This is a genomic window from Burkholderia sp. MSHR3999 (assembly GCF_000833595.1).
GTDB classification, from domain to species: domain Bacteria; phylum Pseudomonadota; class Gammaproteobacteria; order Burkholderiales; family Burkholderiaceae; genus Burkholderia; species Burkholderia ubonensis.
In genome coordinates this window covers 300,575-320,966 of the sequence record NZ_JRFO01000005.1, presented here as the reverse complement: position 1 = coordinate 320,966, position 20,392 = coordinate 300,575, and the positions used below count along the sequence as shown (strand labels likewise).

Annotated in this window: 20 protein-coding genes; 8 read left to right on the top strand and 12 right to left on the bottom strand. The window is 67.4% G+C overall.

Annotated features, from left to right (window positions below; all coding sequences use genetic code 11):
- The first annotated feature begins 34 nt into the window (after positions 1-34).
- Both KY49_RS15135 and KY49_RS15130 read left to right on the top strand, forming a co-directional pair.
- Positions 35-1,267, top strand: a complete 1,233-nt coding sequence (locus tag KY49_RS15135) for an HlyD family secretion protein (RefSeq protein WP_042585459.1) — start codon at positions 35-37, stop codon at positions 1,265-1,267.
- 2 nt (positions 1,268-1,269) lie between these two features.
- Positions 1,270-2,835 (top strand): DHA2 family efflux MFS transporter permease subunit, encoded by a 1,566-nt coding sequence (locus tag KY49_RS15130; protein ID WP_042585458.1) that lies wholly within the window; start codon positions 1,270-1,272, stop codon positions 2,833-2,835.
- A 52-nt stretch (positions 2,836-2,887) separates the two neighbouring features.
- Here KY49_RS15130 and KY49_RS15125 read toward each other — a convergent pair whose 3' ends face one another.
- The 5 genes from KY49_RS15125 to KY49_RS15105 all read right to left on the bottom strand — a co-directional run bounded on the left by KY49_RS15125 (position 2,888) and on the right by KY49_RS15105 (position 6,573).
- Positions 2,888-3,199: a DUF1330 domain-containing protein gene (locus KY49_RS15125; protein WP_042585457.1), complete on the bottom strand. Its 312-nt coding sequence runs from the start codon at positions 3,197-3,199 to the stop codon at positions 2,888-2,890.
- A 100-nt stretch (positions 3,200-3,299) separates the two neighbouring features.
- On the bottom strand, positions 3,300-3,650 hold the full coding sequence (locus KY49_RS15120) for a non-heme iron oxygenase ferredoxin subunit (protein ID WP_042585456.1): 351 nt from the start codon (positions 3,648-3,650) through the stop codon (positions 3,300-3,302).
- A gap of 14 nt (positions 3,651-3,664) precedes the next feature.
- On the bottom strand, positions 3,665-4,192 hold the full coding sequence (locus KY49_RS15115) for an aromatic-ring-hydroxylating dioxygenase subunit beta (RefSeq protein WP_042585455.1): 528 nt from the start codon (positions 4,190-4,192) through the stop codon (positions 3,665-3,667).
- The gene (locus tag KY49_RS15110) at positions 4,193-5,452 is read right to left on the bottom strand and encodes a Rieske 2Fe-2S domain-containing protein (protein WP_042585454.1); all 1,260 of its coding nucleotides are present in this window, start codon (positions 5,450-5,452) and stop codon (positions 4,193-4,195) included. It abuts the gene before it with no gap.
- An 11-nt stretch (positions 5,453-5,463) separates the two neighbouring features.
- On the bottom strand, positions 5,464-6,573 hold the full coding sequence (locus KY49_RS15105; protein ID WP_042585453.1) for a 3-deoxy-7-phosphoheptulonate synthase: 1,110 nt from the start codon (positions 6,571-6,573) through the stop codon (positions 5,464-5,466).
- A 205-nt stretch (positions 6,574-6,778) separates the two neighbouring features.
- Here KY49_RS15105 and KY49_RS15100 point away from each other — a divergent pair, with 205 nt between their 5' ends.
- The gene (locus KY49_RS15100) at positions 6,779-7,219 is read left to right on the top strand and encodes an acyl-CoA thioesterase (RefSeq protein ID WP_042585452.1); all 441 of its coding nucleotides are present in this window, start codon (positions 6,779-6,781) and stop codon (positions 7,217-7,219) included.
- A gap of 39 nt (positions 7,220-7,258) precedes the next feature.
- Here the strand turns inward: KY49_RS15100 and KY49_RS35700 are convergent, their stop codons facing one another.
- The 7 genes from KY49_RS35700 to KY49_RS15075 form a co-directional block, all read right to left on the bottom strand.
- Positions 7,259-7,498 (bottom strand): helix-turn-helix domain-containing protein, encoded by a 240-nt coding sequence (locus KY49_RS35700; protein WP_060379452.1) that lies wholly within the window; start codon positions 7,496-7,498, stop codon positions 7,259-7,261.
- A gap of 393 nt (positions 7,499-7,891) precedes the next feature.
- A complete protein-coding gene (locus tag KY49_RS15095; RefSeq protein ID WP_042585451.1) occupies positions 7,892-8,821 on the bottom strand; it encodes a LysR family transcriptional regulator in 930 nt (309 codons plus the stop codon).
- A gap of 345 nt (positions 8,822-9,166) precedes the next feature.
- Positions 9,167-9,433, bottom strand: a complete 267-nt coding sequence (locus KY49_RS38595) for a hypothetical protein (protein ID WP_156162536.1) — start codon at positions 9,431-9,433, stop codon at positions 9,167-9,169.
- A gap of 321 nt (positions 9,434-9,754) precedes the next feature.
- Positions 9,755-10,258, bottom strand: coding sequence for a hypothetical protein (locus KY49_RS15090; RefSeq protein ID WP_042585450.1), 504 nt, complete (start codon positions 10,256-10,258; stop codon positions 9,755-9,757).
- Between the two features lie 113 nt (positions 10,259-10,371).
- Positions 10,372-11,196 (bottom strand): OmpW/AlkL family protein, encoded by an 825-nt coding sequence (locus KY49_RS15085; protein WP_042585449.1) that lies wholly within the window; start codon positions 11,194-11,196, stop codon positions 10,372-10,374.
- Between the two features lie 31 nt (positions 11,197-11,227).
- On the bottom strand, positions 11,228-12,481 hold the full coding sequence (locus KY49_RS15080) for a DUF2957 domain-containing protein (RefSeq protein ID WP_042585448.1): 1,254 nt from the start codon (positions 12,479-12,481) through the stop codon (positions 11,228-11,230).
- A 58-nt stretch (positions 12,482-12,539) separates the two neighbouring features.
- Positions 12,540-14,135: a DUF2957 domain-containing protein gene (locus KY49_RS15075; protein WP_042585447.1), complete on the bottom strand. Its 1,596-nt coding sequence runs from the start codon at positions 14,133-14,135 to the stop codon at positions 12,540-12,542.
- A gap of 852 nt (positions 14,136-14,987) precedes the next feature.
- Between KY49_RS15075 and KY49_RS15070 the strand changes: the two genes are divergently transcribed.
- From KY49_RS15070 to KY49_RS15050, 5 genes are all read left to right on the top strand, one after another.
- Entirely contained in the window at positions 14,988-15,557 is a 570-nt protein-coding gene (locus KY49_RS15070) for a helix-turn-helix domain-containing protein (RefSeq protein ID WP_042585817.1), read from the top strand.
- On the top strand, positions 15,554-16,876 hold the full coding sequence (locus KY49_RS15065) for a HipA domain-containing protein (protein ID WP_042585446.1): 1,323 nt from the start codon (positions 15,554-15,556) through the stop codon (positions 16,874-16,876). Before KY49_RS15070 ends, KY49_RS15065 begins: the two co-directional genes overlap by 4 nt.
- Positions 16,877-17,121: 245 nt before the next feature.
- Complete coding sequence (locus KY49_RS15060; RefSeq protein WP_042585445.1) at positions 17,122-17,340, top strand: ribbon-helix-helix protein, CopG family; 219 nt, start codon at positions 17,122-17,124, stop codon at positions 17,338-17,340.
- Positions 17,334-17,699 (top strand): type II toxin-antitoxin system VapC family toxin, encoded by a 366-nt coding sequence (locus KY49_RS15055; RefSeq protein ID WP_042585444.1) that lies wholly within the window; start codon positions 17,334-17,336, stop codon positions 17,697-17,699. The genes KY49_RS15060 and KY49_RS15055 overlap by 7 nt, the downstream gene beginning before the upstream one ends.
- Entirely contained in the window at positions 17,696-19,864 is a 2,169-nt protein-coding gene (locus KY49_RS15050; protein ID WP_042585443.1) for a DUF4132 domain-containing protein, read from the top strand. The genes KY49_RS15055 and KY49_RS15050 overlap by 4 nt, the downstream gene beginning before the upstream one ends.
- The last annotated feature ends 528 nt before the right edge of the window (positions 19,865-20,392 follow it).

Below are 20,392 nucleotides of genomic sequence, written 5' to 3'. Positions count from 1 at the left end.
CCGCCATCCGTGACGGGATTTCTCGGAGCAACTGATGAATCGTCCCGCCACCCCTGGCACCCCCGCCGCCGAACCGTCGCTGCACAGCCGCCGCCGGCGCTACTTCCGCTGGTTCTTCGTCGGGCTCGCGGTCGCGGCCGGCATCGGCGTCGTCTTCTGGGCCACCGCGCGCGGCACCGAAACGACCGACGACGCGTACGTCGCCGGCGACGTCGTGCAGATTTCGCCGCAGATCGGCGGCACCGTCGACGCGGTGATGGTGCAGAACGCCGACTGGGTCCGCCCGGGCGACCTGCTGTTTCGCGTCGACAAGACGGATGCGCAGCTCGCGCTGGACGAGGCGGTGGCCCAGCTCGCGCACGCGGTGCGCGCATACCGGACCGCGCACGCGGACGCGGCCGGCGAGGAAGCGCGGATCCGGCTGCGCCGCTCCGAATGGTCCCGCGCGAGCGACGACCTGCAGCGCCGGTTGAGCCTCGCGCAGGACGGCGGCGTGTCGCGCGAGGACATTCGCCACGCGCGCGATGCGATGGACAGCGCGGCGGCCGCGCTGAGCGCGCAGCAATCCGTCTACGACGCGTCGCTCGCGCGCACCGACGGCACGTCGATCGACGCGAACCCGCTCGTGAGCGCGGCGGCCGCGCGCGTGCGCAGCTGCGCGCTCGCGCTGCGCCGCACCGAGATCCGCGCGCCGCTCGGCGGGCTCGTGACGCGCCGGGTCGTGCAGGTCGGCCAGCACGTCGCGCCCGGCACGCCGTCGATGGCGCTCGTGCCGCTCGATCACGTGTGGGTCGAGGCGAACTTCAAGGAGTCCCAACTGCGCGGCATGCGCATCGGACAGCCGGTCGAGCTGCGCGCGGACCTGTACGGCAGCGACGTGGTGTTCCACGGACGCCTCGCCGGCATCGAGGCCGGCACGGGCGCCGCGTTCGCGTCGGTGCCCGCGCAGAACGCGACCGGCAACTGGATCAAGGTCGTGCAGCGCGTGCCCGTGCGGATCTCGCTCGATCCCGCCGAGCTGCGCGCGCATCCGCTGCGCATCGGGCTGTCGATGACCGCGTCGGTGCCGGTCGACAGCGGCGCGGGCGCCGCGTCCGCGTCGCCGCTGCCGGTGGAGGTGGCGGTCCGCAGGTCGATCGACGCGACGTCGATCTACCAGCGCGACGACGACGCGGGCGATGCGCTCGTCGCCGCGACGATTCGTGCCAACAGCGGCGCGATCAGCAGCACGAGCAGCGGCGCGCGCGCGCATGCCCCGGGAGCCTGACGATGGCCCTCTTCGTCCGTCTCGCCCGCCTCGCCCTCTCCGCCCGCCATCCGGCACCGAAGCAGCCGCTCGAACCGCTGACCGGCGCGCCGCTGATCCTCGCCGCGATCGCGATCAGCGTCGCGAATTTCATGCAGACGCTCGACCTGACGATCGCGAACGTCGCCGTCCCGACGATCGCCGGCGACCTGGGCGTCGCGCCGGACATGGGCACCTGGATGCTGACGTCGTTCGCGACGCCGCTCGCGATCACGCTGCCGCTCACCGGCTGGCTCGCGCAGCGCTTCGGCCAGGTGCGGCTGTTCATGATCTCGCTGCTGCTGTTCGTGCTGACGTCGATCCTGTGCGGCCTCGCGCCGAATTTCGAGGCGCTGCTGATGTTCCGCGCGCTGCAGGGCGCCGCGTCGGGGCCGATCACCGCGCTCTCGCAGGCGCTGCTGCTTGCGCTGTTCCCGTCCGCGCGCCGCCATGTCGCGTTGTCGGTATGGCAGACGACGACCTTCGTCGCGCCGGTGCTCGGCCCGATCGCCGGCGGCTGGATCACCGACAACGTGAGCTGGCCGTACATCTTCTACGTGAACGTGCCGACCGGGGCGCTGGTGCTGGTCGTGCTGCTGCGGCAACTGGCGGGGCGCGACAACCCGACGCGGCGGCTGCCGGTCGACATCGTCGGGCTGCTGCTGCTCGCGGCCGCGTTCGGCTCGCTGCAGCTCCTGCTCGACCGTGGCGAGAACCTCGACTGGTTCGCGTCCGACCAGATCCGCGTGCTGGCGGTCGTCGCGGCCGTGTCGTTCGTCGCGCTGATTCTGTGGGAGCTGACGGACAGCCATCCGATCGTCGATCTGCGGCTGTTCGCGAGCCGCGAGTTCGCCGCCGGCACGATCGCGATCACGCTCGGCTTCGGCCTCTACTACGGCGCGCTCGTGCTCGTGCCGCTGTGGCTTCAGACCCAGCAGCAATACACGGCCACCTGGGCCGGCATCGCCACCGCGCCGCTCGGCATCGCGGGCATCGTGCTCGCGCCGCTGATCGGCAAGCTCCAGGGGCGCACCGATCCGCGCCAGCTCGCGACCATCGCGCTGATCGGCTGGGGCGCGGCGTCGTTCTGGCGGATGGGCTTCAACACCGATGTCACGATCGGCGACATCGCCGCCAACTCGTTGCTGATGGGCGCGGCGACCGCGTTCTTCATCACGCCGCTCGTGTCGCTGTCGATCGCCGGCCTGCCGCGCGAACAATTGCCGGCGGCGTCCGGCCTGCAGAACGCGCTGCGTCGGCTCGGCACCAGCATCGCGACGTCGGTGGCGCCCACCTATTTCGAGCGCCGCTCCCGCGTGCACCACACCTATCTCGTCGACCGCATCACGCCGTTCGATCCCGGCGCCGCCGACTGGCTCGCGCAGCTCGATCGCGCGGGCCTGTCGCCGTCCGGCGCGCTCGCATCGGTCGCGCGCACGCTCGACAACCAGGCGCACATGCTCGCGCTGAACGACTTCTCGTTCGGCTGCCTGCTGCTGTTCTGCGCCACGCTGCTGACCGTCTGGGCGATCCGGTATCGCCGCGCGTGAGCGTCATGAAGCCGCGCCGACGCGCGCGTCGCGGCTGCCCGCCGGAAGCCGTTCAGTGCGGATCGCCGGCGGCCGGCACATAGCCGTCGACCAGGATGCCGATCGTGCGCGCGGCCCGCTCGCGCAGCCGCCGCGCCTCGCGGTAGCCGTCCGAGTCGTACCACGCGCGCGCGCGCTCCGCCGTCTCGAACTCCAGCACGACGATCCGCTTCGGCGCCCAGTCCCCTTCCAGCGTTTCGACGTCGCCGCCGCGCGCGAGGAAACGGCCGCCGAACGCCGCCACCGTCGGTGCGCCGAGCCGGCGATAGTCCTGGTATGCGTCGGAATCCAGCACGTCGATATCGAACACCACGTATGCCGCCATATCACCTCCGTAGAAATGCAATTGGCGGGAACGACGCATCGCGCGCCGTTCCCGCATCCGAAATTCGAATTGCCTGTTCCGGGCCGACGCCGGCCCGCGCTTACGTCCGCGCGTCCGCGCCGGCCGCTGCCTCGGTCGCGACGAGCCGCACGAACACGCGGCCGTTCTCGATCTTGATCGGATAGGTCCGCACGCACATCGTCAGCGGCGCGCACAGCGCGATGCCCGTCCGCACGCTGAACCGCCCCTGGTGCAGCGGGCATTCGATTTCGTCGTCGAGCAGGAAGCCGTCGCTCAGCCGCGCGTCGCCGTGCGTGCATTGATTCTCGGTCGCGAAGATCTCGTCGCCGACCGCATAGAGCGCGATGTCCCGCCCGCCCACCAGCACGCCGATCACCCCGTCGTTGCGCACCACGTCCGGCGCGACGGCCTCGATCCATTCCGCATCCATGTCGGCCCCCTCGTTCAGATCGGATAAATCAGCGAGTTCGGTACCATCTCGCTGTCGTACACGCAGATGCGCGATTCGAAGCGCAGCCCCTGCGGCGTGCGCACGATCCGGTCCAGATAGCGGCCGGTGTTGTACACGTCGCTCATCTGCTCGGTCTTCGTGCGCAGCACCGCGTAATTCGTCTCCGCCTCGATCACCTCGTCGTCCAGATACGTAACGAGCGGCAGGCCGATCACGTGGCGCTGGTAGTACGGATCGAAGAACAGCGTGTCCTTGATCCCGTAGACGCGGTCCTTGAGCATGCCCTTGCTCTCGAACGCGAGCAGCGCGAGCGGCAGGTTCCGTTCGTGGTTCTCGCGCGGCACGACCTTGTACGTGCATTGCTCGACGAAGAACTCGGGCCACGCGTCCCAGTCGCCCGCATCGAGCACCGCCGCGTAGCGTGCGTTCAGCTCGACGAGCGCGTAGAAATCGGCGTAGCTGGCCCCTTGCGCATGCGGTTCGGCGGCACGCTGGCCCATCCGTGTCGTGATCGTGCTCATTCAGGCCTCCATCACTTGACGCCAGTACTGGTACATCCCGCGCACGAGCGTTTCGCTGACCATGTGGTCGGTGCGATCGTCGATCTGCCGGCCGCCCAGTTCGTTGTACACGTTGCCGTGCTGGATCTGCTCGAAGCTCTGCTGCACGCACTCGATCACTTCGCCGTCGTCCGCCGACACGAAGCCGGCCGGGCCGAACAGGTTGGCCTGCCGCAGGCGGCGGCGCGTCATCGCGTCGTCGTCCGTCTCGAAGCCGAAGTGCGTCCACACGTAGTCGAACACGCCCGGGCTGATCGGGCGGATGCGGCGCGTGGACAGCGCGTTGACCTGCTGCTGGATGATCACGCTCGGCATCAGCGTCAGCATCACGACCGTCGGATCGCCCCACCACGGTTCATGCACGACGTCGAGGAAGCGGTCGTCGTGCAGCGTCATGCGCTCCTTGAAGCTCGTCACGTTGTGCGTCACCTCGCCGCCGCCCCCGCCGCTGCGAATCGAGATCATCGCGCCATGCCGGTGATGCGCATCGGTGACGAGCTGCGCGGGATTGTCCGCGCGCCACAGCCCGAAGTTGACGAACCACGTGTGCAGCAGGCCCGCGTGATACGGGTCCTTGATGTTCTCGACCATCAGCTTCCAGTTGCTCGGCACGCGTTGCCGCGTGTAGCCGAGCACGGTCAGCTTCGGGCCGTGGAACAGGCGGTCGTAGTACTGCAGGATCTGCGGGCCGAGAAAATCCTCGAACGATTCCACGTCCTGGTCGAACGACGCGAACACCGCGCCGCCGCGCGTCGACACGCGCAGCCGGCGCAGCCCGTGGTTCTTCGGATCGAAATCGGGCGGCATGCCGCCGTTGACCTTGCCGCCCTGGCGCACGCCGCGCCGGAACGGCACGCCGACCAGGTTGCCCTTCAGGTCGTAGTTCCACTGGTGATACGGGCAGTGGAAATCCTTCGCATGACCCGCGCGCTCGCGGCAGAACTGCATGCCGCGGTGCGCGCACGCGTTCTCGAAGACGACGACCTCGCCGTCCTCGGTGCGCGTCATGACGACGGACCGCTCGCCGACTTCGGTCCGCTGGAAGTCGCCGGGTGAAGGAATTTCGGCTTCCAAGCCGATGTAGCACCAGTGCTTCGCGTAAAACAGGCGCTCGAGCTCGCGCTGGTACAGCGCGTCGCTCGTATAGGCCTCGTACGGCGTGCGGCTCGCGCCGTCGCCTTTCCAGTCGAGCGTGCGGGCGATGTCGATGGGTGAGTTCAAGAGAGCTCCTTTCAGTAGGAAATGGCCTGGATCGCGGCGGCGGCGACGCCTGGCGCGATGAAGCCGACTGGCGAACGCCGCCGCGCAACCACCGCGGCAGCCAACTGCTCGATGAGCGCGGCCGTGTGGTCCCAGCCGAGGCACGCATCCGTGATGCTCTGGCCGAACACGAGCGGCATGCCGGGGACGATGTCCTGCCGCCCCTCCACGAGGAACGACTCGATCATCACGCCGACGATCGCGCGCTGCCCGCGCTGCAGCTGCGCCGCGAGGTCGTCGCACACGCGCAGCTGCGCGCGCGTCTGCTTGCCGCTGTTGCCGTGGCTCGCGTCGATCACGACGTACGGCGGCAGGTGCGCGTCGCGCAGCGCATCGCATGCCGACGCCACGCTGGCGGCGTCATAGTTCGGTGTCCTGCCGCCGCGCAGCACGACGTGCGTATGGGGATTGCCGCGCGTCGTCGCGACTTCCACGCCCCCGGACATCGACGGCCGCAGGTAGCGATGCGACACGCGCGACGCGCGGATTGCATCGATCGCGACCTTCACGTTGCCGTCGGTGCTGTTCTTGAAGCCGACCGGGATGTCGAGCCCGGAGGCGGTCTGCCGATGAATCTGCGATTCGGTGGTGCGCGCGCCGATCGCGCCCCACGACACGAGATCGTCGAGATACGGCGCCGTCATCGGGTCGAGGAATTCGGTCGCGGCCGGCAGGCCCAGCGCGTTGATGCCGAGCAGCACGTTGCGCGCGGCGCGCAATCCGTCTTCGACCCGATAGCTGCCGTCGAGGTGCGGATCGTTGACGAGCCCTTTCCAGCCGACCGTGGTGCGCGGCTTTTCGAAATAGACGCGCATCACGATGTCGAGCGTGTCCGCATGCCGCGCGCGCAGTGGCGCAAGGCGTCGCGCGAACGCCAGCGCCGCCTCCGCGTCGTGGATCGAACAGGGTCCGACGATCAGCGCGAGCCGGTCGTCCTCGCCCGCGATGATGCGTGCCAGTGCGCGACGGGCGTCGCGAATCGATCGCGCCACCAGGGGATCGCACGGCAGTTCGGCGCGCAGCCGTTCCGCACTGATCACCGCCACGCCTTGCTCCGATGCCGCCTGAACAGAATCTTCCATTTGACGCTCCGCCTCGCTGATCAGATCCGATTGACGGGGCCAATTAGAGCGCGCTCGAATCCGCTTCGATACTGTCATTTATCTCAGAAACGTTTCATATCGTGAATGTCTGGAATTTCCGACAGTATTCCCGCATTCTTTTCGACGCTAATTTGATCTCCGGGTAAAGCTATCCATGCCCATATTCGATCGAAGGAGATTGGCAATGACGAAGAAATACTATGAGACGAGCATCGTCGTGAAATATCGTGAAACCGACGCGCTGGGCCACGTCAGCAGCCCGGTCTATTACGACTATCTGCAGCACGCGTATCTGACCTACATGCACGATCTGCTGGAGCTGCCCTATTCGCAAAAACTGCCGCACATCATGGTCAAGACGTCGTGCGAGTATCTGAAGCCGGCGCAGTACGGCGATACGCTCACCGTGCGCAGCAGCGTCACGCGGTTCGGCTCGAAGAGCTTCGAGCTGGAATACCTGATGGTGCGCGACGGGCAGCCCGACGATGCCGACGCGCCGGACGAGGACCGGGTGGTCGCCCGCGCGTTGTCCACGCATGTGATGTTCGACTACGGCAGCAAGACGACGGTGCCGGTGCCGGAAGAATTCAGGACGCGCGTGATGGCGTTCCAGGGCGCGATCTGAAGCGGTTTTCCGGGGCGTCCGCGGACGCCCCGGCGCCATTCACGCGAAGACGATCAGGCCCATCAGCACGGCCTTCACGACGGCGTTGGTCTTGTTGGATGCGTCGAGCTTGGCGATCGATCGCGAAATGTGGAAATTGATCGTTCGCTCCGTCAGCCCGAGGATGATGCCGATTTCATAGGCTGTCTTTCCCTCCGCCGCCCACCGCAGCACCTCGCACTCGCGGGTGCTCAGTGTGGCTGCCGCCGGTGTCGCTACGTTCGCTGCATACCGAACCATTCGTTTCCCCATCCAGACGAACACGTCAAATAAAAAGAATTGGCGGATTTCAGTGATTTTTTCAATTCATGTGTCCCTCGTAATTGAAATTGATTTATTGACCGCCCGGGCAGGCGGATCACTGTGCCTCGATACGCGAGAAGCGTGATTTTTATTGATTGGGCATTGCCTGCTGCCGGCGTGCATGGCTTGATTCAGCCTGACCCCGGCGGGAAGGTCCGGCGCTTCCAGATCCCGGTCCAATTCTTTGATTATTCCGGGTTTATACCGAACAGAATTGAGCATACCGAATCGATTTAAGACGCGGAAGATGCATGGAACGCAATATATCAATGACTACCGTGCGTGGACGCAATCGCGGCGTGCAGGCCGGCGCCGAGCTTGCGTCGCGCGTCAGGTTGCGATCGCGTCCGGACAATCCTCGTCCCGGGTGCGCGCCGCGCAGACTTGACGCAGGCTGTCGCGCAGCCATCGATGCGCGGGATCGCGATCGAAACGCGGATGCCAGATCTGCGATACCGTGAGTTCCTCCGTCGGCATCGGCAGCGCGAAGCTGAACATGCCGGCGCGCGATTGCTCGGTCTGCCGCTCGGGCACGCTGGCCACCAGATCGGAATCGCGCGCCAGCGCCAGCGCCGTCGGAAAGCTCGACACGACGGTCGTCACGCAGCGCTTGATGCCGAGCGAAGCGAGCATCGCATCGATCGGCCCGTCGAACTGCCCGCGCCGCGACACGCCGATCTGCGGGAACGACGCGAAACGCTGCGGCGTGATTTCGCCGGTCGCAAGCGGATGATTCGCACGCACGACGCCGATGAAGCGATCGCGAAACAAGGCCTGCACACGCAGCTCCGGGCCCGATTGCCCGATCACGCCGACCTCGAGATCGATGTCGCCGTTGCGCAGCGCGTCGACGTTCTTGTTGGGCTTCGGCGCGAAGCGCAGCCGGATGCCGGGCGCGCTGCGCGACGCATGCGCGAGCAGCTCCGCCGCGAACGTCTCGACGAACCCTTCGCCTGCGCGAATCGAGAACGTGCGCTTGAGCGTACGCAGATCGAGCTCCTGGCACGGGCACATGACCGCGCGCGCGTCCTCGACGAGCGCATGCACCTTGCCGCGCAACTCGAGCGCGCGCGGGGTCGGCACGAGGTCGCGGCCGGCGCGCACCAGCAGCGGATCGCCCGTCATCACCCTCAAGCGGGCCAGGGACCGGCTGAGCGCCGACGGGCTGAGGCCCAGCGTATTGGCCGCGCCGACGACGCTGTTCTCGGACAGCAGCGCGTCGAGTACGACCAGGAGATTGAGATCGATGGTTGTCGCCATGATGCGCTCATGCTGTGCTGTCGGAACCGAATGGCTCATGGGCCAGGGGCATCGCGCGGCGGGCGCAGGCGCTCACCCTGACGCGCGATGCACCGGAAGCGGCGGCCGCACCGACGCACCGGACGGTGTTCGTGCGGCCGCAAGCGGGAAGCTTGCGGTGAATGGCGGGAGAGATCGTGCGGACCGGAATACCGATGCGGATTGATTTCAGTTACGTCGCGATTGTGCACTTCGCCGAAATCGATCGCAACCTGCTCGCCCGTCAATTCATTCGAAAATGAAACGGAATCGCAGCACGCGTGAGAAAAGGAAACAACCCCGATTGCACGCCAAGCTTTCAGTGCCTTACAAATCCGTGGAAAAGATAGTTAATAGTTCAAGCAATGGAATCCGGCATATTTTCATGTCAAACGTCGACATGAAGCGGCGGATTGAAAATGCGGGATCGACGCCGTGGCGCGAGCGCCGACGGCAGCCCGGCGGCAAGCCTCCGAACATCCGCCAGCGCTGGCGAAAGCGGCGCCGTTTCGGTGCAAGCCGGGCACGCACAAAAAACGCCGGCAGCGCGATTGACGGGAATGGACGACCTCGAACTTCCGGAATTCCGCGCATATTCCGTAATCGGTGCGCATGCATGCCGGGGAATGATTGCGCGGCGCGTCATCCGGAAAGCGATATCGCGCCGGGGGCATTCGGAAGGATTGTGAAATGGAAAGCGGGGCTGACCGTTCGATTCTCCGCGTCAGGTCGAATCGGACGACAACGCAGCATTACGAATGCATTACACATTCATTGCGTACGCACGGCGCACCAACGGACTCGACCCGATTGTCGACGCGCAGCGGATCGGGCGAGCAAATGTCCGCTGCGCCGATCGTCGCAACGATCGACCGGCGCGAGCGGGCCGCGGCGGCGCGCGGCCCCTTCAACCGCTTATTGCACGTGGAACTTCGGCGACGTCGTCAACGTGCCGTTCACCTTGCAATCCGGCGTCAGCACCGCGTTGTTGAACGTCAGCGACGAGTTCGGATCGCTCCACGCCAGCACGACCTTGCTCGGGCCGCAGGTGCCGAGCAGCGTCACCGTGACCTTCGCGTTGTTCACCGACAGCTGCGTCGCGCTGTCCGCCTGCCCCGTCCACGGCGACGTGCTCGACGCGCTGCCCGAGATGAGCCCGCACGTGCCGCCGCCCGTGAACTGCGTCGACGTGATCGTCACGATGCCGGTCGACGTGATCGTGCCGTTGAACGTCGCCGTGCAGTTCGCGCTGATCCCGCCCTTGCTGAGGCCCGTGATGCCCGATGCGGAGAACGGTTCGCCATTGGGGTTCATCGCATGGCCGTCCGCGCGCGTGACGGTGACGGCGAATGCGGGCGCGGCGAGCGCGGATGACAATGCAAGCGCAGCAACTGCAGAAACGGCTTTGCGAATCTTCATGGTACTGGCCTCACTTGACGAATGGCGGCGAGCCGCCGAATGTACGGCGCGCGGGCCTGGCCGGCCCTTGCGCCGCGGGAATCCGGCACGGCGCCCGGCGGGCGCCGGCCGGATCAGAACTTGTAGGAGATGCCGACGAACGTGATCAGCGGGTCCGCCTTCACCTTCGAGCGCGAGGTCGCGAGCGTCGAGCCGTCGGCCGCCTTGATGGTCGTCGTCGCGTACGTCTTGAGCGGCATGTACGACAGCGTCGCGGTCAGCGCCCAGCGGTTGGTGATCGCGTAGCTCGCGCCGATGTTGTAGATCGGCGTGAACGACGACGACGACTTCGCCTCGACCGACGTCGGCCCCGGCTTGCCCGCGCCCGCGGCGAGCACGCTGCCGAGGTTCTCGTTGACGTCGCGCGCGAAATTGCCGTTCAGCTGGATGTTCGTGAACCAGCTGTACGACACGCCGATCCCGACGAACGGCCTGAAGCGCGCGTTCGACGCGTTGAAGTAGTACTGCAGGATCACGGCCGGGCTCCATTGCCGCGCGTTCTTCACGGCCGGCTGGTTCGCGGCCTTGCCGAGATCGACGTTGCCGAGCGAGCCGCTCGGGCCGAACGGCCGGATCTCGCCGTGCCCCGTCAGCTTGAACTCCGGCGGCACGCCGAGCACCGACGTGACCGCGATGTGGTCGGTGAAGAAATGCGTGAGCGTCAGGCCGACCGTGTCCGCGTTGTTGACGGTGAGGCTCGTGCCCGGCGACGTGAACGAGCTCGGCAGCCGCAGCGGCCCGTTCATCGGCGAATCCACGACGTGGGTGGTCAGCGGGCCGCCCGAGCCTTGCGGCATCACGTGCAGCCAGCCGAGCGTCGCGACGTTGTCGCCCGCCTGCTGCGCGAGCGCGACCGCCGGAACTGCCACGGCGACGCCGGCGAAAAACAGCTTCTTCATGGGATCTCCTCGCATGTTGCGTCCGCCGGCGTCACTGCACGAATGCACCGATCGTGAAATACGGGTTGCCCGCGGCGCTCGTGTCGAGGAAGCCGAACACGCCGCCCGTGAACACGAACTTGCCGGTCGGCGGCCCCGACGCCGCATCCGCATGCACCGTCGTGATCACCCCCGGCACCTGCTGCGTGTAGTCGAGATTCAGCGCGCGCGTGAGCGCCGCCTGCGATGCGTTGAACGGATCGAGCAGCGTCGCCTGCGCGCCGACGAGCGCGGTCGCACGGTAGTCGAGCCGGCTGTCGACGCCGGTGTACTCGCCGTTCTGCGAGCCCGGCGCGATCGCATTGCGCGGGCCCAGGATCGAAATGCCCGATTCGTCGTCGGCGGACGGCGCGCCCTGCGTCAGGTCCGCGTTCGCGGCCCCCGTGCGGATCAGGATCGGCACGAGCTGGTTGCGCAGCTTGCCGACGATCAGGTTCGCGCGCCCGGCCTTCGCCGGGTCCGCCGCGGCCAGCGTCGCCGGAATCTGCGGCAGGTAGTTGACCGACTGGAAGGCCGGCACGTCCGCGCGCAGCGTGAAGTTCTGGTTGACCGTCGCGGACGACGCGAGCGGCGCGCCGCCGTTCTTCACGCCGAGGTTGTCGGTCTCGACGTAGCTGCCGTCGGCGTTGATCGTCACCGACTGGTCGATCGCGACCTGCGTGAAGCTCTGCGACGGCACCTGGTGATAGCCGAGCTGGTTGTACGTGCCCGCGATCTTCGACAGGTCCGTCTCCACCTGCGCGAAGCTGATGAACGGGTAGGTCGGGAACGTCGTCTTCGGAATCCGGCCGACGCCGATCACGCCGTCGAACTGGATCGTCGCGCCCGGAATCGCGCCGCCCAGCACGCCCTCGCCGAGGAACATGCGCGCCGGCCGCGCGGGATCGAGGCTCGCGTTGTTCAGGCGGAACGTGCACTGGTTCAGCTTCTGCGTCGGCAGCCCGGTCTCGTCGGACAGCGTGCCGGTCATCACGTTGTACGGCGCGACGGCGCGCGTCGGCTGCACGGTGCCCGTCGTCGCCGGCACCGGCGACGCGAGGTACGTGATCTGGTAGGTCATCTTCACCGTGTCGAGCTGCACCTTCACGAGCTCGCCCGAACCGGAGCCGCCGATGAACGCGGTGTTGTAGTCGATCTGCTGCGGGCACAGGCGCACGACGGGCGCCGGCGGCGGATCGGCGTCGCCGCCGCATGCCGCGAGCACCGGCGCGCATGCGGCGGCGGCCATCCAATGGGAGATTTTCATAGGAATCCTGTTTATGTGGACGAAGGCGGCGTTGCGCGCCGCCTTGCCTGCCGGATGATTACTGGACGAATGCGCCGACCGTGAAGAACGGGTTCGTCCGGCTGTTGTTCATGACCATCGCGTAGACGTTGCCGATCTTCACCGCCCAGCCGGTGTCGCCCTTGCTGATGATCGCGACGTTGCCGTTCGCGCTCGTCGCATTGAAGTCGCGCGTCGCCGTCACCTTGATCTTGCCGGGCGTCGCCTGGGTGTAGTCGAGCGCGAACTGGCCCGTCACCCCCGACGTCTGCGGATTGATGAACGCGGCCGTCGCGCCCTGGAACAGCGTCGACGTGTAGTTCGCCGCGATCGACGAGATCGCGCTGCCGTCCGAGCAATTGCCGGCGCCCGGTTCGAAGAAGGTGCCGTTGTAGATGCCGGGCAGGTCCGGGTGCGGCGCGTTGTGGTCGAACGCGGGCCCGTCCTCCGCGGGCGCGCCCGTCACGCCGTTGTAGGTGACGACACCGCACGCGGCGGCGCTCGTCGCGCCGATGAAGCCGCCCTGCATCGCGTTCGCCGGCATGGCGGTCGCGGGCGCCAGCACAGAGATGCCGACCTCCGGGTCCGCGACCGCGCCGGCCGGATTGCCGGGCGGCGAATACGAGTAGCCGACGCGGATCACGACCGGCACGCGCACGCCGTTCAGCTTGCCGACGATCATGATCCCCTTCGCCTGCGACGGCGTGATGAACACGATCGTCTGCGACTGTCCCGCGATCGGGTAAGGCCGCCCCGTCTGCGGCAGGCTGACGAACACGTTGTCGGGCGAGCCGTCCGCGTTCGTGCGCAGCGTCCACGGCATGCCGGTCGTCTGGCACGAGTAGTCGCTGCCGGCCGTGATCGTGCACGAGCCGTCCGCGTTCAGCGTCTGGTTCCAGTTCACGACGTCCGGCTGCCAGCCTTGCGGCTGCGTGCTCTGGAACGAGCTGCCGGTCGGCTGAAGATGGATGCCGAGCTCGTTGTAGTTGCCGGCGACCTTGGAGAAGTCGGTTTCGGTCTCGCTGAAGCCGATGAACGGATAGAAGTCGAACGTGCGCGACGGCACGATGCCGAGCGTCACGCCCGGAAAGAGCTCGATGCCGGAGAACGCGATCGTCGCGCCGGGAATGCCGCCGCCCACGACGCCGTTGCCGACGAACAGCATCGGCGGATCGGCGCGGTTGATCGTCACCGCATACGCGCCGTCGCTCGTCGCGCCGCTGTCGAGCACGAACGCGCAGCGGTTCTGCTCGGCCGTCGGCAGGTTGGACGGATGGTGGAACGCGCCGCTGATCGTGAGGCCCGCGCGCGTATTGTTGATCTGCCCGGCCGAAGTCGGCACCGACGATTCGATGAACTGCAGCTGATAGGTCTGCTTCGTCGTGTCGAAGCGCACCTTCACGTATTCGCCGCTGCCCGCGCCGCCGGTGTAGGTCGTCGTGTAGTCGAGCGCGTCCGGGCAAAGCTTCGTGACGACGGGCGGCTGCGTCACGGGTCCGCTCGGTCCGCAGGTCGCGCCGGAGCATTGCGGAACGTTGATCGGCGCCGGATCGTCGCCGCCACCGCAACCGGCGATGAACGGCGCGGCCAGCATCGCGCAGGACAACAAGGCAGACAGCCCAGGCTTGAAACGCATCAGCCCCTCCTAATGATGAACGTGTGTCTCGTCGGCGCGGGCTCGTCGGCCCGTCGCCATTGATGCCGGCCGCCGTCGACCGGGCAACGGGTCGGCGGCTGCCGGATGGCGCCCCGGCCGCCAACGGCCGTGAGCGTGCATGCGCGGCCCTCGCGCGCCGGTCGTGCGGCGGCGCGCGAGAGCGGAAATCGTGGCGGTGGAATGCGGCCGGCTAGAAACCGGTCGCGCGGGATGGCGGTGCGTTGCGTGCGCGGCCCTGTCGGGCGATCCGCGCGGAATGATGTTGCGTCGTCTGCCCCCAGCCTCGGTGTCTCATCTCGGTCTCCGTCGGTTCGCGGAGCTCGTGACGGCGCCGCGTTGTTTGCGTGAAACTATGATCCGACGAATGCGGTATGTAAATTGATACCGAATTCCAAACATTGCATCGCGCGAGAGACTGCCGGAACAAAGGGCGTTCACGATTTTTCAAACGACATACAAATGTGTATCGAGCCACCGGCAGACGTGCTTTTCCGTCGTCGCGGATGATGCGACGCGCGAACATACGCCACCGTTCGCCCCCGCATGACTTTGCATTCGATGGCAATTTCGAACATGATCCGCCGGACTGTGCATACGAACGGTTTTTTCCATCGAAACCCGCTGAGTCACGAAAAACCGTTCGATCGCACAGTTTTCAAGAAATCCGAAGCCGATCCAGTCAAAACTCGTCGATCACACAGTTTCGGCTTGCTTTTCGCGATATAGGTGCAATACTGTGTGATCGTACAGTTTCTTCCTTTTGCCGCGACGAAACGCACCGGCGCCGCGCCAGCGGCCGGCCCGCCGTTTCCGTCGCTGGAGTCCGTCGACATGCGTTACACGATCGAGCACGCGTCCGACCTCGGCGGCGTGATCCGCGCCGCCCGGAAGGTGCAGAACCTGCGCCAGGACGATGCCGCCGGCAGCGTCGGCGTCAGCGAGTCGTTCATGGTCAAGGCCGAGCGCGGCGCGGACACCGTCCAGTGGGGCAAGGTGTTCCAGATCCTGCAGGGGCTCGGCGTGCGGGTCGTCGTCGACATTCCCGACGCGAACGACGAGCTCCTTCGAAACCAGTCGGCCAGGGCGAACCATCGCGCGAGCATCAGGGAACGGCGCGCCGCCGAGCGGCTGCTGCTGCGCGCCGATGCCGCTTCACTGCCCGATTCCATCGACGCGGCGCGCCTGCTGAAAGCCGCCAGGCTGCTCGTCGCCGACGCGGAAACCGCGGCGGAATCCGCCGCACCGGCCCCGCGCGCGACGCGCGCATCGCAACCGCCCGTGCCGAACGCCGCGTCCCGCGCGCTGGACGTCGCCCGTCGCCTGCTGGCCGACGCGGACGCCCACGCGCACGCGCCCCGCCCGCCGCGCGGCAATCCGGCCGAACCAGGGGACGGGCAATGACCGCGCGCACCCTCGTCGCGTCGATCGACGGCCAGCGCATCGGCACGCTGCACGAGCACCAGAACCTGTGGGCGTTCGAGTATGCGCGTTCGTGGCTCGACCATCCCGCCCGCTTCGCGCTGAGCCCGCACCTGCCGCTGCAGGCGGACGTGCTGCGCGACGGCGCGACCACGCGCCCGGTGCAGTGGTATTTCGACAACCTGCTGCCCGAGGAAACCGTGCGCGCGCTGCTCGCGAGCGACGCGGGGCTGCCCGACATCGCCGACGCGTTTGCGTTGCTCGCGCACTACGGCCGCGAATCGGCCGGCTCGGTGACGCTGCGCGCGCCCGACGATCACGCGGACCCGGACACGCGGCTGCGGCCGCTCGGCGACGCGGAACTCGACGCGCGCATCCGCGCGCTGCCGACGGTCCCGCTCACGCATGACGCGCCGAAGAAAATGTCGCTCGCGGGCGCGCAGCACAAGCTTCCGGTCGTGCTGCGCGACGGGCAATTGTTCGAGCCGAGCGGGCAGGCGGTCTCGACCCACATCCTGAAGCCGAATCACCCGCACGCGCACGACTACCCGCATTCGGTCGTCAACGAATGGTTCGTGATGACGCTCGCGCGCCGCGTCGGCCTCGACGTGCCCGACATCGAGCGCCGCTACGTGCCGGCGCCCGTGTACGTGATCCGCCGCTTCGATCGCGACGTGACGGACGGCGCGGTCGAGCGGCGTCATGCGATCGACGGCTGCCAGGTGCTCAACCTGGCCGCGACGATGAAATACACGGGCTGGTCGCTCGACGCGCTCGCGGCGCTGGCGAACGCCTGCCGCGCGCCCGCGCCGGCGCGGCTGCGAATCTTTCGCTGGCTCGTGTTCTGCATCGTGGTCGGCAACGGCGATTCGCACCTGAAGAACCTGAGCTTCCTCGTTGCCGACAGCGGCCTCGCGCTGTCGCCGCACTATGACCTGCTGTGCGACGGCGTGTACGAAACCGCGACCTACAGCCCCAGGAGCCGCTGGCCGGACCTCGCCGAATTCACGCGGCCGGTCGCCGGCGTGCGGCGCTACGCGGACTTCACGCGCGACGTGCTCGAGCAGGCCGGCGCGGCGCTCGGGCTGACGCGCGCGACCGCGCTGCGCCACGTCGACGCGCTGCTGCAGCACATTCCCGCCGAGGCCGATGCGCTGCTGCGCGAAGTGGCCCGGGACAACGACGCGATGATCGCGGCGCGCCCCGAACTGACGGCGACGCTCGGCGGCGAAGTTCATCTGCTGCGCGCGATCCGCCATATCGTCATTCATGAGATGGTCGGTCGGCTGCGAAGCCGCTGACCTGCACCAACGACCAGCGCAATGCACGGCTCACCGGCACGCCGGACGATCCGCGCTTCGTCGCAATCCTTGCACGCGGCCCTTCTGGGCGGCCAGCGCAAGCCCGTTATTAGCATGAACAGGCCCTGGATCGAGGCGCTCGAACTACTCCGCGACGTGCGCGCCGTCGACCAGGGTTTCGTTCGGTCGGCTTGATCAAGACGCCGCGATGATATACGGTATCGATATCATATATGGAGAGTGCCATGAGCCGAATCCTGGTTGACCTGCCGGACGCACAGATCCAAGCCCTGGCGGCCCTGGTCGAAGCGGAGCGGCGCCCGCGTGCGGCAGTCATCCGCGACGCGATCGACGCTTACCTCGCACAGCGCAAGCGCGCAGTCGGCGCCGATGTGTTCGGCCTCTGGAAAGAAAAGAAGGTCGACGGCCTGACGTATCAAGAGGCGTTGCGCGAAGAATGGTGAACGCCCTGTTCGACACCAATATCCTGATCGACTATCTGAACGGAGTCGAGGCAGCGAAGACAGAACTCGCACGATATCCCGCGCCGGCGATCAGCACGATCACCTGGATGGAAGTGCTGGTCGGCACCACGCCTGCCGACGACGCGCCCATCCGCGCGTGGCTGGCGACGTTCGAAGTGGTCGATCTCGACTCGACTATTGCCGATAGGGCCGTGGCGATCCGCAAAGCGAGGCGAATTCGTCTACCCGATGCAATCGTCTGGGCGAGCGCGCAGGTCAGGGGGCTGCTGCTGGTCTCGCGCAACACGAAAGATTTCCCGGCCGAAGAGCCCGGCGTGCGCGTTCCGTACGTCATATGAACACCTCCCCCCGCCCGCCCATCGTCGAGCAACTCGTCGCACGGCTCACCGGCACGCCGGACCATCCGCGCTTCGTCGGCGCGCCGCTCGATCCGTCCGGTCTCGACGCGCATGCGCTCGGCGCGGTCTGGCCCGCGCTGCGCCAAGCCGAGCGTGCGTGTCATGCCTACGACGATCCGCGCGCCGAATGCCTGCGCTGGCTGCACCGGCAAATCGAGGCGCTCGACCTCGCGCCGCAGCTCGACGAAGCCGCCGCGCTCGAACTGTTCCGCGGCGTGCGCGCCGGCGAATGGGCGCACGCGCTGCAGGACCTGCCGTATCTCGCGCAGGCGCCTTCGCCCGCGCTGCAGGCGGAGCTCGTCCGCATCCTGAGCGCGTCGCCCGACGGCGAATGGCGCAACACGCTGTCCTACGGGCTGGTTGCGCTGGAGCACTTCGCGGGCCGGCGCGGCCGCACGCCGTTGCGGGACCAGGTCGTCGCGTTCCACCAGGACTCGCCGTTGCGCGTGCGCGAGTGCGACGTCCTCGCCGAACTGGGGCCAGCCGCGCTGCTCGCGCTCGCCGGCACCCATGACGGCTATTTCGCGCCGAAGCGCCTGTGGTTCGATCTCGACGATCCGGCCGTCACGCTCGCGGACGAGATCGCCTACGTCGAGTTCGCGCGCGACACGCTGACGCAAGCGGCCCGGCGCGTCGCCGACATCCAGGGCGGGCAGCTTCCCTATGCCGCCGATCGCGCGTTCACGACCGACGACGCGCAGGTCGTCGCGCGGGCCGCCCGCGTCGCCGCGTACCGCGACGAAGCGTGGTTCCGCCCGCTGATCGGCCCGCTGCTGACCGGCGTGTGCGTCGCGCCGACCGCCGCGAAGACCGCGCCGTCGCAGTCGCTCGCGATCGCGCTCGGGCATGCGGTCGAAACGATTCCGACGCCGGAAGGCGTGCGCGCGCTGCGCGACGCGCTGGCCGTCGTCCGGCACGCCGGCCTGCAGAAAAAGCTCGCGCGCAACCTGAAGCCGGCGGAGCGCGCGCTCGGCGACCGGCCGGCCACGGCGCTGCGCATGACGCTCGACGCGAAGCCGGACAAGAAGCAGCAGGCGATGCTCGCCGCGTGCATGGAAGCGGGCTACTGGCAGGCGACGTCGCTCGCCCCGGCCGAGTGGCGGCAACGGCTGGTGGATGCGCCGGCGGGCGCGGCGTTCTCGACGCGGATGATCTGGCAGGCGTTCGGGCCGGACGGCCAGCGCCGGTCGTTCATGCCGGACGCGGCGCACGGCGCGCTCGTGCTGCGCGACGCGGCCGGCGAGCCGTGCGAGATCGACCCGCACGGATCGATCCGTCTGTGGCATCCGCTGGCGGCCGACGCCGACGAGCGTGCCGCGTGGCAGCGCGCCGTGGTCGCGCGCAGGATTCGCCAGCCCGTGCGGCAGGCGTTCCGCGAGTTCTACGCGCCGGCCGCCGACGAAGCAACGGCCGGCGAAGCCGCGCTGTTCGAGGGCCACGTGCTGGCGATCCGCCCGCTGCTCGGCCTGGCGCGCCGCGAGGGCTGGTCGATCCGTTCGGACGACGCCGGCCTCGCCCGCGAATTCGGCGACGTGCGCGCGACCTTCTCCGTCGCCGCGCGGTTGTATCCGGGCGCGGACGGCCTCGGCACGTCAGGTCTCCTGACTTTCGAGCGCAAGCGCGAGCGGCGCTGGGCAAGCGCGCCGCTCGACGAGCTGGACCCGATCGTGTTCTCGGAAGCGGCGCGCGCGGTGGATCTGCTGGTGAGCGTCGCGAGCTTCGCGCTGGACGACGCCGCGGATCACGCGAGCGCGACAGCCGCCGACGCCCATCGGCTGCGTGTCGAGCAGGGCGTGCGCGAGCATCGCCTGTACCGGCTGCTGGACGTGCCGCTCGGTGCGATGGCGCGACAGCGCCGGCAGGTGCTGTCGCTCGTGTTCGCCGAGCAGGTCGAACAGGGCCGGCTGTCGATCGACGAGCGCCACGTGCGCGTCGGCGATCATGCGGTGCATTGCGCGACGGCCCGCGTGACCCGCCACGGCGAACCCGTCGACGTGCCGTTCGAAACCCCGGCCGCGCCGCTGCGCGCGGTGCCGTGGCTGCCCTACGACGAGGTGCTGCTGCAGCGGATCGTCGATATCGTCGCGAGCCTGCTGCTGAAGTAACGCGGCGTCGGGGCCGCTTGCGTGTCGAACCTGAAACGTTTCTTACGTTCTTCAGACGCCCCGCCGACATCTCTCAGAAAGAATTCCCGGAGTATCAACGATTTGAAAGCGCTGACACGCTTGTGGCTGACATTCGCCGTACAAGCCGCGCGTCGCGCTGTCGCGATCGCGTCGCAGCGTGCCTCATCGTCCCGGATGAAACTCGTTGCGCGCTTCACGCCATTGCAAACAACGCGCAGCCAAATTTACCGCCTGATATTAGATTAAAACCGCGCCGGGAATTTTTACTTCCAATAATTTACAAATTTGAAAATATCTTAATTTTTATTTCCCGACTCTATGAATTGTATTTTATCCATCCGGTTGACAGTCAATTTTAATCCGGATATAAATACGCCAATCGATCATCGAAAGAACAGATGGCCGTCACCGTAGCTTTTTCGTGAATGCTTGAAGACATCCGCAGCACGCGGTTTCGCCGCCATTCTCATTGAATTGTGCGCAATCTTTCATATTGACGACCGCATT